16 protein-coding genes and 1 pseudogene are annotated in these 13,334 nt (G+C 45.4%); 8 read left to right on the top strand and 9 right to left on the bottom strand.

Annotated elements, in window-relative coordinates:
- A pseudogene (locus tag JGK39_RS10800) lies at nt 1-1,339 on the top strand (calcium-binding protein); the annotation flags it as partial.
- Nucleotides 1,340-1,466: 127 nt separating this feature from the next.
- On the opposite strand, the gene JGK39_RS10795 reads toward JGK39_RS10800, so the two are convergent.
- The 4 genes from JGK39_RS10795 to rpaB form a co-directional block, all read right to left on the bottom strand.
- Nucleotides 1,467-2,075, bottom strand: a complete 609-nt coding sequence (locus tag JGK39_RS10795) for a hypothetical protein (protein ID WP_293296290.1) — start codon at nt 2,073-2,075, stop codon at nt 1,467-1,469.
- Between the two features lie 31 nt (nt 2,076-2,106).
- Nucleotides 2,107-2,739 carry a hypothetical protein gene (locus JGK39_RS10790; RefSeq protein ID WP_293296289.1) on the bottom strand — a complete coding sequence of 211 codons (633 nt, stop codon included), beginning with the start codon at nt 2,737-2,739 and terminating at the stop codon, nt 2,107-2,109.
- A 31-nt stretch (nt 2,740-2,770) separates the two neighbouring features.
- Nucleotides 2,771-3,421 (bottom strand): cofactor assembly of complex C subunit B, encoded by a 651-nt coding sequence (locus JGK39_RS10785; protein ID WP_293250414.1) that lies wholly within the window; start codon nt 3,419-3,421, stop codon nt 2,771-2,773.
- Nucleotides 3,422-3,745: 324 nt separating this feature from the next.
- Nucleotides 3,746-4,477 (bottom strand): response regulator transcription factor RpaB, encoded by a 732-nt coding sequence (gene rpaB / locus JGK39_RS10780; RefSeq protein ID WP_071587789.1) that lies wholly within the window; start codon nt 4,475-4,477, stop codon nt 3,746-3,748.
- 163 nt (nt 4,478-4,640) lie between these two features.
- Here rpaB and radA point away from each other — a divergent pair, with 163 nt between their 5' ends.
- The 7 genes from radA to JGK39_RS10745 all read left to right on the top strand — a co-directional run bounded on the left by radA (nt 4,641) and on the right by JGK39_RS10745 (nt 9,329).
- Entirely contained in the window at nt 4,641-6,197 is a 1,557-nt protein-coding gene (radA, locus tag JGK39_RS10775; protein WP_293296287.1) for a DNA repair protein RadA, read from the top strand.
- 45 nt (nt 6,198-6,242) lie between these two features.
- The gene (locus JGK39_RS10770; protein ID WP_293322158.1) at nt 6,243-6,476 is read left to right on the top strand and encodes a type II toxin-antitoxin system prevent-host-death family antitoxin; all 234 of its coding nucleotides are present in this window, start codon (nt 6,243-6,245) and stop codon (nt 6,474-6,476) included.
- A 183-nt stretch (nt 6,477-6,659) separates the two neighbouring features.
- Nucleotides 6,660-7,037 (top strand): hypothetical protein, encoded by a 378-nt coding sequence (locus JGK39_RS10765; protein WP_293296284.1) that lies wholly within the window; start codon nt 6,660-6,662, stop codon nt 7,035-7,037.
- Nucleotides 7,038-7,571, top strand: coding sequence for a hypothetical protein (locus JGK39_RS10760; RefSeq protein ID WP_293296283.1), 534 nt, complete (start codon nt 7,038-7,040; stop codon nt 7,569-7,571). It abuts the gene before it with no gap.
- A 27-nt stretch (nt 7,572-7,598) separates the two neighbouring features.
- Nucleotides 7,599-7,820 (top strand): hypothetical protein, encoded by a 222-nt coding sequence (locus JGK39_RS10755; RefSeq protein ID WP_293296282.1) that lies wholly within the window; start codon nt 7,599-7,601, stop codon nt 7,818-7,820.
- A 238-nt stretch (nt 7,821-8,058) separates the two neighbouring features.
- Nucleotides 8,059-8,916 (top strand): TIGR02587 family membrane protein, encoded by an 858-nt coding sequence (locus tag JGK39_RS10750; protein WP_293296280.1) that lies wholly within the window; start codon nt 8,059-8,061, stop codon nt 8,914-8,916.
- Nucleotides 8,913-9,329, top strand: coding sequence for a TIGR02588 family protein (locus JGK39_RS10745; RefSeq protein WP_293250382.1), 417 nt, complete (start codon nt 8,913-8,915; stop codon nt 9,327-9,329). Before JGK39_RS10750 ends, JGK39_RS10745 begins: the two co-directional genes overlap by 4 nt.
- Nucleotides 9,330-9,620: 291 nt before the next feature.
- On the opposite strand, the gene JGK39_RS10740 is transcribed toward JGK39_RS10745, so the two are convergent.
- From JGK39_RS10740 to JGK39_RS10720, 5 genes are all read right to left on the bottom strand, one after another.
- Nucleotides 9,621-10,214 (bottom strand): CPBP family intramembrane glutamic endopeptidase, encoded by a 594-nt coding sequence (locus JGK39_RS10740; protein ID WP_293250379.1) that lies wholly within the window; start codon nt 10,212-10,214, stop codon nt 9,621-9,623.
- A gap of 32 nt (nt 10,215-10,246) precedes the next feature.
- On the bottom strand, nt 10,247-11,440 hold the full coding sequence (locus JGK39_RS10735; RefSeq protein ID WP_293250376.1) for a DUF3326 domain-containing protein: 1,194 nt from the start codon (nt 11,438-11,440) through the stop codon (nt 10,247-10,249).
- Entirely contained in the window at nt 11,437-11,628 is a 192-nt protein-coding gene (locus JGK39_RS10730) for a hypothetical protein (RefSeq protein ID WP_293180527.1), read from the bottom strand. The genes JGK39_RS10735 and JGK39_RS10730 overlap by 4 nt, the downstream gene beginning before the upstream one ends.
- A gap of 65 nt (nt 11,629-11,693) precedes the next feature.
- Nucleotides 11,694-12,011, bottom strand: coding sequence for a 2Fe-2S iron-sulfur cluster-binding protein (locus JGK39_RS10725; protein ID WP_293250373.1), 318 nt, complete (start codon nt 12,009-12,011; stop codon nt 11,694-11,696).
- A 537-nt stretch (nt 12,012-12,548) separates the two neighbouring features.
- Complete coding sequence (locus JGK39_RS10720) at nt 12,549-13,088, bottom strand: Uma2 family endonuclease (RefSeq protein ID WP_293296291.1); 540 nt, start codon at nt 13,086-13,088, stop codon at nt 12,549-12,551.
- Between the last annotated feature and the right edge of the window lie 246 nt (nt 13,089-13,334).

Here is a 13,334-nt window from a genome sequence, read left to right as displayed (position 1 = left end):
TGCAACTGTCGCCGCCGGCGCTACTGCTAATTTGCAAGTTCAAGTCGATACAGCCACCGCCGGAAATAAAACAGGTACGCTGCAATTTGTCAATGATGATAGTAACGAAAATCCCTTTGATTTCGCGATTTCAGCGTTAGTCACAGCCACAGCCACAGCAACTCCAACTCCAACTCCAACTCCAACTCCAACACTAACCCCAACTCCAACTCCGACTCCAACTCCAACTCCAACTCCGACTCCAACTCCGACTCCAACTCCCACACTAACCCCAACTCCGATTCCAACTCTGACTCCAACTCCCACACTAACCCCAACTCCGATTCCAACTCTGACTCCGACTCCCACACTAACCCCAACTCCGATTCCAACTCCGACTCCGACTCCCACACCAACGCCTACATCTGTAACAACTCCAACGCCGGTTAACACTCCAGATACAAACTGCATTTGCGACAAAATTGAGTATCCCAATCTCAACCAACCAAACCAACAAATTGATAATATTATCAATGGTGGTGTTCGGCTAATTGGTACTCCCAAAAACGACTCATATTTTGGCATCAACAACCCTAATATCTTCGATGCTTTGACTGGCAACGACAATCTATTTGGTGGTGAATTTAATGATATCTTCAACGGCAATGAAGGCAACGATTTCATTGACGGCGACAAGGGAGACGATATCCTATTCGGTGGCAAAGGAAACGACATCATTATTGGCGGTGTGGGTCAAGATGTTATCTTTGGGAATAAGGGCAATGATTCAATAAACGGCAAAGAAGATGATGACTTAATCTTTGGCAATGAAGGCAATGACTTGATCGACGGCGGCAAAGGAAACGATTCCTTATTCGGCGGTAAAGCAAACGATGTAATTCTCGGCAGCGAAGGCAATGATACTCTCTTCGGACAACTTGGAGATGATACTTTGTGCGGCGGTGCAGCAGATGACCTACTTTATGGGGGTCAAGGCAATGATTTAATTGACGGTAGTAAGGGCAATGATTCGATTTATGGAGATTTAGGAAATGACACGCTTTTTGGTTGCGAAGGTAATGATATTTTGTTTGGAGGTTCAGGGAATAATAGTTTGATTGGCGGTTTGGGTAATGACATTTTTGTCATCGGATTGAATCGAGGATTTGATATTGTCTCTGATTTTGTGAAAGGTCAAGATTTCATCGGATTGTCGGGAGTTTTGAGTTTTAACCAGTTAGAAATTAGTCAGAACAATAACAATGCGCTGATTAAATTCAAAGGAAGTGGAGAAGTTATTGCTTCGCTAACTGGAGTCAGCGCCAGCCTAATTGGTGTTGGTGATTTCCGCACAATCTGAGCGTGATATCTTACCCGGATTATACCAAATCCGCCTGGTTAACCATCTCCGATTTTAGGGACACGGCAGTGCCGTGTCCCTACTAAGAACCGATTAATATAAAGAGGATCGCAGCTTCTAATCGGCGCTACTTTGAAATAGGAATTCTCTTATTTTGATACTTGATATAAATAACTTTTGTTTTAGCATCCTGTTCAAGATTGAGAACTCTTGAAGGTTTCTCGTGGTAATTATGGATTACAGGAGCTACGGCATAGCAATCACAAATGATACCGATCGTATCGCATTTTCCAACGACATAAAAATTATCGCCGTCCATTGCTTTACTCACGCCTAAATTGTATCTGTCCCAGCCAAACTTTGCACTGGTAGCGTGCTCGTACTCGCCAAAGAAAAGAACACTGAACCATGGGATTGCGGCAGCTAGCACAGACAACACAATTGCAGCCAAGGTAGCAAAGGAAAATATCTTCTGCTTTAGTTCCTCCAACAGACGAAATACAAGGATCGACACCAGCAACAAAATTATGACAGCTAGTGGTAGGTTTACATGACTATAAAAAAGCACGGCCCAGTAAAAAACAGTAATCTTGTCGCTTGGCCTATAGTCTAAATTGCCTTGCAAGCGACCTGGTTCCTGTCCTAAAAACCCCGATACGATGAGCAAAACTGCGATCGCTAGAGCACCGATACCGAGCAACATGGTCTTATTTTGGCTGTCAATTTTTTGTGTCATTTTTGAATTTTATAGTGGATTTTAGTAGATTTTACGGTTGGCAATCGATTGGCATAGTCGAACTTTGAGTATTGATATAAATAATTTGTGTTTTCACATCTCGTTCAAGGCTGGCAGTTGCCGAAGTTTCGTCATACTCTCCAGTGTCTAAACGGCTAACCCCGTAGCAATCACAGCGGATATTGAAGCGATCGCATTTGCCAATGACGACAAAAGAATCGCTACCAAGCGACGAGATCAAGCCTAAGTTGTATTTGTCGCCGTCAAACTCTGCACTGCTAACATGATGATAGCTGACAAATATCAGTGAAAAAGCACTATACACTGCGATCGTCAAAGCTACCAAAGACATCCCAATTGCAGCAGCGCTAGTAAAGGCTAGGGACTTTGTTTCCTTCGTTACTTCAGAATAATGCGAAAGAGGAATGAGTATCGACACCACCAGGAAAATTATGCCAGTCAGTAGTATACCTGTATAGTTGTAAAAAAGCACTGCCCAGTAAAAAAAAGGGATTTTGTGGGTTGGCACATCAGTTTCCCAAGTGGCTCGCAAGTTAGCTTGTTCATCTCCTAAAAAACCAGATATGCTAATCAATACTGCCAGCACCAGAGAACTAATACCGAGCAACATTCTCCAATTTTTCCAACCAGTTTTTTTTGTCACTTTTGAGTTTTACAGTAGATTGTAGAATTGGTTAAGAATTTAAATGCTGGCTGAGGGTATTTTCTAGTTTTTCGGCAATGCCTTCTACCCAGTTTTCATCTTGTTTGGTATAGCTGCGCGGCGCGTTAGCACCTAAAATTAAAACTCCTTGGCTGCCCAATGGCTGACAGATGACTCCTTGGGTATTTTCTGGCAAATAGTCGAATTCGATTTTGCCGGGATAGATGTTCAGATTTACTAAATAAACTGGTTTGTTTTTGTCGAGCACTCGCTGCAAAATTGGCCCGGGTTTGACTTGGGGATTGATGCCTAAGATGCCGCGCCTCAATAAAACTTTTCCTCGATATACAATGACGATCGCCCTTGTGGCGGTATTTGTCAACAGCAAGCGCGACGCCCAGGCTAATTCTAGCTTGACGGCATCGGGCAAATCCGGCGGAAACTCAAAACCTTCTTCGCCGACAAGCTGTACGGAATCGGGCGATCGCGCTTGCACCTGTTGCCACAGCAAACCTGTTAAAATCAGCAGGGCGCTGATAATTACTCCCAAAACGTCCGATCGAGTTTGAGAGTCTGTAATTTGAAGAGTCAGCAAGCGGTTGACCATCAGCAGCGTACCTGCTAACCCTCCCGCAACTAAGGGTAATTGCCGCAAAACTTTATTTGGATCGGATTTTGTCATTAGTCGTGACTTAGCATTAAGGTTCGTAGTGCGTCCTGGTGTCCGCTCTTATTCTGCGGACACCAGGACGCACTACGAACCGAATCGTTTTTGTTATGGTAATCGATCGGAGATGATATCATTAGTCATTTATTAGTCATTTAGGCCTGATGTACTCACTGACCAAGAAACCGGGTTTTTTACCGAGATTGAGGGTTTTAACCAAATATTTTGGTTGAAAAACCCGGTTTCTGGATACCCGTGCTTAAGTTTTATAATTAGTAGTTGGTAATTTAACAACTGCCAATTGCCAATTGCCAACTGTCAACTGTCCCAGGTCAACTGTCAACCAACTTCCCCAATTTCGACAATGCGCTGGAATAGATAGCCGGTGCCGCGGGCGGTGAGAATTAATTCGGGATTGCTGGGGTCGTCTTCCAACTTAGCCCTCAGCCGCGAGATGTGAACGTCCACTACGCGGGTGTCTACGTGGCGTTCTGGCGTGTATCCCCAAACTTCTTGCAAAATTTCCGATCGCGAAAAAGGCTCTCCAGAACGGCTGACAAGCAGCTCTAACAAGCTGAATTCCATGCCGGTGAGCCGAATTCGTTCGTCGCCTTTGTAAACTTGGCGCTTGTTGGTGTCAATCCTAATGTTGGTGACGTGGATGACTCCAGAACTGGGAATGCCTGACGCGCCGTTTTTGTCAACCCGGCGCAGGACTGAACGGATGCGGGCTTCGAGCTCTTTGGGAGAGAAGGGTTTGACGACGTAATCGTCGGCGCCCAATTCTAAACCGGTGATGCGATCGGCTACGTCTCCCAAAGCGGTTAGCATGATGATGGGTACGTCTGATTCTTTCCGCAACTCCTGACAGACGCCGTAACCGTCGAGCTTCGGCATCATCACGTCCAAAACTACTAAGTCGGGTTCGGTGTTGCGAAATGTTTCGAGAGCTTCTTCGCCGTCAGCAGCGGTGACGACATCGTAGCCAATCATGGAAAGGCGAGTCTCCAGAATGCGGCGGATACTGGCTTCGTCATCGACTACCAGAATTTTTTCTTTATGGTTTTCCAAGTTACCGAGCACTCCTTAAGTTACATTTCAGATAATGTTAATTTTTTGTACCCTATCATAGAAGATACAGATTGAATCATGTGTGCGATCGGTCTGAAAGCTTGATAATTGCTTTAACTCAGACTTTTCTAAATGTTAGGGTGACTATTTATGATAGTAAACAATGCCTAAACCTCGAATACAATATATTTGTCGGGAATGCGGCTATGATTCACCACAATATTTTGGCAGGTGTCCTAGCTGTCAGAAGTGGGATTCTTTTGACGAGCAGGTAGAGCAGTCTACTGCTGGTGTGCCACGGGGTGGTTTAACTGGGGTGACAACTAAGACAGTTGGCGGTTCGCCTCCTGATAAGTCGAAGGGTCAACCAAGGGTATCTTTTAGATTATCGCAGATTGCTGACCAAACTCAGTCTCGCTGGCCTTCTGGTTTCGGGGAGCTCGATCGAGTTTTGGGAGGCGGAATTGTTCCGGGCTCGCTGGTGTTGATTGGCGGGGAACCGGGAATCGGGAAATCGACGCTGCTGTTGCAGGTGGCGAATATGTTGGCGCGCAAGGATAGAATACTCTATGTGAGTGCGGAGGAGTCCGGTCAGCAGGTGAAGTTGCGATCGCAGCGTTTGGGCGTGGCCAATCCGGTCGATTTGTCAAGCAACGGCGGACATAAATCTGGCAGCAACGGGGAAGTTAAAACTGATTTGGAAGACAACTCAGCGGAGAATTTCTATTTACTTCCCGAGACGGATTTAGAAGTTGTTTTGCGGGAGTTGGAAGCGCTGAAACCGAATGTGGCGGTGATTGACAGCATCCAAACTATTTATTTTGCTAGTTTAACATCGGCTCCGGGTTCGGTGGCTCAGGTGCGGGAATGTACTTCGGCTTTGATGCAGGTGGCGAAAAGGGAAAATATTACTTTATTTATTGTCGGTCACGTTACGAAGGATGGAGCTTTGGCGGGGCCGAGGGTTTTGGAGCATTTGGTAGATACTGTACTTTATTTTGAGGGCGATCGCTTTGCTTCTCACCGGCTTTTGCGATCGATGAAAAACCGTTTTGGTGCGACTCACGAAATCGGTGTTTTTGAAATGGTAGCACACGGTTTGCGAGAAGTAGACAATCCGTCGGAGTTGTTTTTAGGCAATAAAGATGAATTTTCGCCCGGTACTTCGACGACGGTTGCTTGCGAAGGAACTCGACCGATTTTAGTAGAAATTCAGGCGTTAGTCAGCCCTGCGAGTTTTGGTTCGCCGCGCCGTTCTACTACTGGTGTGGACAATTCTAGATTGCAGCAAATTTTGGCGGTTTTGGAGAAAAGGGTGGGGATTCCTTTGTCTAAGTTGGATACGATTGTGGCGTCGGTGGGCGGGTTGAAGGTGGAGGAACCGACGGCGGATTTGGCAGTTGCGATCGCGGTGGTGGCCAGTTTTCGCGATCGGGTAATTGATGCGCGCACTGTCTTGCTGGGTGAAGTCGGTTTGGGAGGACAGGTGCGGCCAGTTGCTCAATTAGAATTGCGGCTGAGGGAGGCGGCTAAGTTGGGGTTCAAAAGGGCAATTATTCCAAAGAATCAACCCGTGCCAGATTTGGGGATGGAAATTATTCCCGTGGCTAGAGTAATCGATGCAATTATTGCGGCAATTCCGGCTACTCCGGCTCAGTTGCAGTCGGATGATATGGAGTTGCCCTCGATTGATTTGGAGTCAGAAGATTTATCGAATTGAGTGAGAATGGTGATGTTGTAAATTGATATTAAGGAGGCACAAGTTATGTATGAAGTAGACATTGTTGAAGCCAAAGAAAAACTTCTGGAATTGATCGAAGCGGCGATGAGAGGAGAAGAAGTTGCGATTACTCAGGATAACCAGCCTGTTGTAAAATTGGTAGGAATTCCCAAACAAGCTAAACCCAATCGGAAAGCAGGAAGTGCTAAAGGCATGGTTTGGATTTACGGTGGATACGGTATCAGAGACAACTATTGGCGATTCTGTGATGCCGTTTGAGCAAGGATATGCGGTTTGTTTATCACCACAAACTCAGCAGAGCCAAGAATTTAAGGAGTACATGGAATGAGGCTGTTGTTGGACACTCATGCCTAACCACGAGCGAACGAAAAAAAATATCGTTGTTTAGCAACAAACATTATGAGACGATTGCGAATAACCACACTTATTCAAGGCATAGTTATGGCAATCGTAACAATCTATCACGGTACAGATATTGAGAGTGCATTGGATATTTTGAATAACGGGTTAAATGGATCTCGCTTGCTAGCTTTGCAAACTCAGCCTGTACAATTAGGTCAAGGTTGGTATGCTGCGTTAGATCCAGAAGTAGCCTGGTTCTTTGCTGCCCTATCACCAGGTTTGGAGGCGTTAGGCTGCACAGTTATTGAAATGTCTTTGCCTGTGGTAGAATTAAACTATCTGCTGGATAGAGGAGAAGCTAGAATTGAGCCAATTGCCAATGTGATGTTCTCCGCACAACAAATATGGTTTTCAATTAATGCCTTTGAATTTTTAAATGAAAAAGCTGACTTTCAACCTTACCAGGAAGCAGGATAAATGAAAAAAAAATACAACTTTAACGATTTAACAATTCGTTCTACAAATCGCACAACTACAGATAATGGCATTACTGCACATACTCATAGTGTGTTGTTTGAGCGTCCGCTGACAGTTGAAGAACAGGAACAATTCACACAAACATTAAAGAGTGTTTGCAAAATTTTTGATTCATCGCAAGGTTTAGATAATAACTTTTTAGATAAGCCTCATGTGACATTCACTGCTCCTAATCTGGTACATTACACAGTTGATGGGCGCATTTTGGCAGGTTCGTGCAAGGATGAACTATTTGCTAGGTTAGCTGCATTTAGTCAGGAAGTTGCGAGTATTGCTGAACATGATGGCAATCCTGTCTTTAGCAAACTAAGAAAGTTAAAGCAACTGCAAGATTGGGCGCATTCACAGATTGACAATAGTGCCGAACCAGAAGTTAGACCAGATATTGCAATTACAGTGTTGCAGTTAATTGATGAAGTTGAAAGGTTGCAAAACCAAGTTAAGCAAATAGAAACTAAATCACCAACTGTGTAATGTTGTAAAAAACCCGATCTAACAATCATGAAAGCCTACGAGTTTCCTGCAAAAGTCACAGATGAAGGGAAAATCGAATTTCCCGATACCCTCTTAAAATACTTGGCAGCTAACCAAGAAGTCAGGGTTATTGTTTTGGTGGAAGATACAACGGACACCGAAGAGGAAAATGCTGCTTGGCATCGTCTTGCTGCTGAGCAATTATTAGCTGGCTACAGCGAGGAAGATGCTATCTATGACAATATTTGAAATATGCCAACTTATCAATTATATCATGTATATTGGTTTGTAGTGAGGACTTTAGTCCTCTGATTATGAGGACTAAAGTCCTCACTACAAACCGTTTTTATGGCAGGTAATTGGATATGATATAATATCAAATTTACGTCCCGAGTTAGAGAAAGAATACCATAAATATGGTATTCTTTTGAAAAATGTTTAAAAAGAGTTGATTTTCCAATTTTTAGAGGCGCGTTTTGACTCAAACATGAACAAGGCAAAAAAACACCGTAAAAATCCGTGGTTTAACGAACTAAACGATATCATTCGAGGTGCATCGGGCGGATTTTTGTTCGGGATTCCGCTGCTGTATACGATGGAGGTTTGGTGGATAGGTTCCTCTACTAAACCAGCGCAAATGTCGATCGCGATCGCAACTACTTTGATCGCCGTTTTCTTGCTGACTCGCACTGAAGGTTTTCGCAAAACCAAGGACATCCGCTGGCGAGACGCTGCAATGGATACCGTAGAAGCGATCGCCATTGGCATTGTCTGCGCGGCTTTTGTCCTGTTTTTACTCAGGGAAATTACGCCGGAGACACCGCTGCAAGAAACTTTGGGGAAAATCATCTTTGAAGGGCTGCCTTTTTCTTTGGGAGTGGCCCTAGCAAACGGTTTCTTGAGCGGCGATCGCTATCAAAGCTCAGACAGCGACAGCGAACCTGCGATTAACCCAACTTTAGCAGATATCGGCGCTACTTTAATCGGCGCTGCGATCATTGCTTTCAACATCGCCCCTACCGACGAAATTCCCATGCTAGCAGCAGCTATTTCGCCACCTTGGCAATTAGCAATTATCGCCGCTTCGCTGCTAATTTCCTACGGTATTGTATTCGCAGCCGACTTTACTTATCAAGCAAAACGCCAGCAGCAGCGAGGAATTTTTCAGCGTCCCCTCAGCGAAACTGTGATGGCGTACTTAGTATCGCTGGCGGCTTCTGCATTTATGCTGTTTTTCTTCCACAAACTCAGCTTTGACGATCCGTGGTCGATTTGGTTGAGCTATACGTTAGTATTGGGATTGCCGGCGACAATTGGGGGCGCTGCGGGGAGGTTAGCGGTATGACGGAAAGTAAGGCTGAAAGTAATAACGAACAGCCACAAAAAAGAACTTTTGCTGAATGGGTGACATTTGCGATCGCCTGTTTCATCCTGTCTATCATCACCGGACTCGTACTCTACAACTGGGCGACTAAAAAACAGGAACCTCCGGTGATTTCTGTGACTCGCAACGAGCCCATTCGCGAAACCCAAGGGCAATTTTACGTGCCGTTTACAGTTACTAACACTGGCGGCGAAACGGCCGAATCAGTGCAAGTTATTGCCGAACTCCGCGCGGGCGGCGAAGTCTTGGAATCCGGCGACCAGCAAATCGATTTTTTGTCAAGCGGCGAAACTCAAGAAGGAGCTTTTATTTTCAGCCGCAACCCAGCGCAAGGTGAATTGATTGTGCGATCGAGCAGTTATCAATTGCCTTAACAAAAACCGGATTCGGCGGTTTCAATATATCAAAAGTCAATTGAGTGTGTCTCGTAAATTACATCATAAAAAAGGTTCGATCGTTCGGACTTTAGTCCTCTGATTTCTGCGGACTGAAGTCCTCACTACAAACTAATAAAAAAGGTTCGATCCTTCGGACTTTAATCTTCTGATTTCTGGCGGACTGAAGTCCTCACTACAAACTAATAAAAAAGGTTCGATCCTTCGGACTTTAGTCCTCTGATTTCTGCGGACTGAAGTCCTCACTACAAACTAATCCGTGCGATCGCCCTACCGCTTCACCATACTGTGTTCCCACTTCCAAACACAGCTAGAAATCAAATTCGTGCAGACATGAGCAGTAATTGGTACTAACAAATTGCCAGTCGCTAACACACTGTAACCCAGCAACAATCCCACCGCCGTCGCCCAAACAGCATAAGGCCACTGATCCATTCCTCCCAAGTGCAGAATTCCGAAACAAAAACTCGATAAAACTAAACCGGTCACATTCAATCCCAAAGCAGACAGCATCACGCCTCGAAATAGCAATTCTTCGCTAAGTCCCGGCAGCAATCCAAGCCAAATTAAATCCGGCCAAAACAAAGGTTTGAGCACTACTTCTAAGTAAATGTCTGCACTCCGGCGATAACCCGGCCAGAGTTGGTATACGATCGCACTACCGCCTGTAATTGCCAGTCCGATCGCAAATCCTTTGAACAAATCCATGACGCTCAATTTGACTGGCAAAAGCGATACCGATCCAAATAGCAACCACAATTTAGCTACCGCCAGCAACATAATTGCTGTCACGCCCATTGCTACTAAAACTTGAGTGCGAGTCAACGGTTCAATGTCGGGAGTTTCGGGAAGTTTTTCTGCCACTTAATCAAGTTTATATTTTAGGTTTTAGATTGTTAGATTTGTTTAATGGAGTCAGACAAACACCGCAGGGAGGAGATGTCTGCACCCAAGGAAGCTGGACTGATGCCGGCCCGCAAAGCGACCAATACGCCGATCGCCTCTAAATACGAGTTTACCTGCAAAGCTTTGATTCCGAGTTTTTCTGGGGAAGCTTGCATTTGAGTTTTGTTGTCACCCACTGCGATGATTTGTACTGTCGATCGCCCGCTCAAACTCAGAATAGCACTGCCACCGCACGCTGTGGCGGGTACTACCACCGCATCGACTCGATCGGCCCACAAACCCTGGGACTCGAAATCTCGCCTGTTTGCATGGAAGTTCTCTCTTGTGGGGTGGGCATCTTGCCCGCCCAATGCCTTTGTGGTGCGCGCATCTTGCCCGCCCAATACCTGTGGTAAGCAAGATGCCTCCCCCACAGCAGGAGTGACAAACTGCGGTGCTTTGCTCAGCCCCGCGAGCACGCAAGGTAAAAAAGTATACCCGATTTCCTCCGCAGCCGATCGCGGGGAAAGGTGCGGATCGAGGGGAAGCGCAGACAGGGCGGGGGCGTGGGCGCAGGGGATTTTAAACGTTCTGACGATGAGGTGACTGATGACTGCTTCCGCGCCTGCGAGGGGGTCAACTCCTTTACCGCGGCGGTAGTTTTCCAGGGCGATGCTACCTTCATCGTCGGGAAATCTGGCGACAACTGCGATCGCCTGGACTTTGGCTTGTGCGATCAATTTGTCGGCGGCGCGCAGTAAACTGTCGGGATTGCCGATCGTCCCCCAGGATGCCCCTGATTCAGAAATGCGTAATTCTACTTGCAAAGGGCGATCGGTCAAAATACAATCAGTTACCTTCAAACCCAATGTAGCTCTAGCAGCATCAACGGCTTGCAAGTGGCGCAATTGTAACTCGGGTTCGATCGCGCAATCCATGATTAAGCCGATGCGATTTTGATGTACCGGTTGCAGGCCCCAGCATCCGGCGGCAAATTTGTCAAGGGCGTAACCTTCGACGTAGAGGGCGTTTGGTATCGGCCAATAAAGTTGAGCGCCGTTGAGGACATTGGGGTGAGTGATCAGGGTGTCGGAGATTTGGGCGATCGCCCTAGCCACAGGTAGCGCATCCCCTGCAAACCCACCGATCGAGGCTCCAACGCCTGTGGGGACTATCAAAACCACTGTCAAAGGGCGGGGGTTCACGCTGCTACCGGGGATGCTTCCACGAGCACGTAGCCTTCTACCAGAGCTTTTTGGCGATCGACATCCACATCTGTGACGGCCCAGCGCAGGGGTTCGCCGTGCTTTTGCAGTTCAATTTCAATAGCTGAGTGGAGTTCTTCGGCGGTGTCGCGGAGGTCAACTTCTGCGGAAATAAAATGGGTGGTCATAGGGCGAGCCATAGTGGTTTTACCGCGATCGGTACTTAGGTACTTACGTAAATTTTAGCTTAGTCCTAGGATTTACCGAACTGGCGATCGTAAACAATGTCTTCTTTTTCGGTTTCTATCTTCAAATTCGATCGGGGAAAAGAAACGCAAAGCAACACATAACCTTCAGCCTGAAGTTCGGGACTAACCCCCATGCAATCAACCTGCTTGAGTTGACCCTCAACCACCTTAGCAGCGCAAGTAGTACAAACCCCCGAATTGCAAGAGTTGGGCAAATCAATCCCCGCAGCGATCGCAGTTTGCAGAATTGGTTGATCTTCCGGTACTTCTACGGTATAAGTGCTGCCTTGGTGGAGTAATTCAACAGTGTAAGTTTGAGACATATTTCAATTATTGGTTTTAATTCCCAATTCGAATCTACGGTAGATTTGGAAACAAAGCAATCAGTATTTTACCCCTATTAGTGACTTTGTGCAAATTTACATTTTTTTATGTGGCTGGTAATTTTTCTTAAAAAATAATGCAATAAAAAGCCATCTTGTCAAGCAGTTAGCCGCGAAATATTAGATTTTTTTAATGATTTCTTGTCCAAACCGTCCAGTCCTAGGGTGCGTCGCCATAAACAATCTCTAACTAAATATCGACCATCTCCTAGCGACGCACCTGGGTTATTCAATAGACGACTTGCATTCCATTCCCAAGCTTGGCTATCTTAAAAATATCTGCGCTTGCCTGTATTTATCGGCTTTTATCTGCGGTCTTTCTATCAATCAAAGTAGTAATTGTAGGGTGTGTCGCTAAGATAAAATCCCTAAATAATCTCGATAATCTCATAGCGACGCACCTTATATACAAGGGTGGAGACAAAAACAATACTTATTTTGGATAGCAGCTTTTTATAAATCATATAATATTTGCCATCAACCCAACAACTCATCAACAGCAACACTAAAACCAGCCAACACAAGCTGAGTGCTGATTGTAGAACCCAGATTAAAAGTCAACTTTTGAGATTGAGTCACAATCATAATCCAGCGACTTTCAGGAAAAACAATCCAAACTTCCAGACAACCAGAATCCAAATACTCTTCTGCTTTCAAAAAAATCTCTTCCGCCATATCAGTAGGAGAAACAATTTCAGCAATTAACAGCGGACTTTGAGGAAAAGTAGGAACATCGCCATATTCAGCAACAAGTTCAGCAGTCAGATAAGCAACATCAGGGCGGCGCACTCGCCCGTCAGTGCGACAAGGAACTTCCGTATAAACTTCGCCCCCTTGTCCGCTAGATATCTTGTAACTTCTCCAAGAAAAATCTAGTCTAGATTGGATTCGACTGTGTTTTACTGTCATGCCATTTTTCTCCGATATTTGCCCGTCCACCCATTCCATATCGTCGGGCGGACTAGCGATGAAGTCTTCTAGAGAAACATTTTCTGATAAAACGGCTGTCATTACCATAGCCATTGACTCCCTTTTGCAGAATTCAATAATATTATAGCGGTTCTCAAAAAGATAAGGTACGTTGTTGGGCTTGGGCCCTCTTAGTTTAAGCGATTATATAAGCTGTCAGTCATACCTCATCTTTCTGAGAAAGGCTATATATCAATCTTTGGTAATGGATAATTGGTAATGGGTAATTGGTAATGAGTTATGGGAACTAAAAAATAACAATGCCCAATGCCCAATGCCCAATGCCCAATGCCC

Origin of the sequence: Microcoleus sp. PH2017_12_PCY_D_A (assembly GCF_020738565.1) — a bacterium.
GTDB lineage: Bacteria > Cyanobacteriota > Cyanobacteriia > Cyanobacteriales > Microcoleaceae > Microcoleus.
This window is presented reverse-complemented; position numbering and strand designations above follow the sequence as displayed.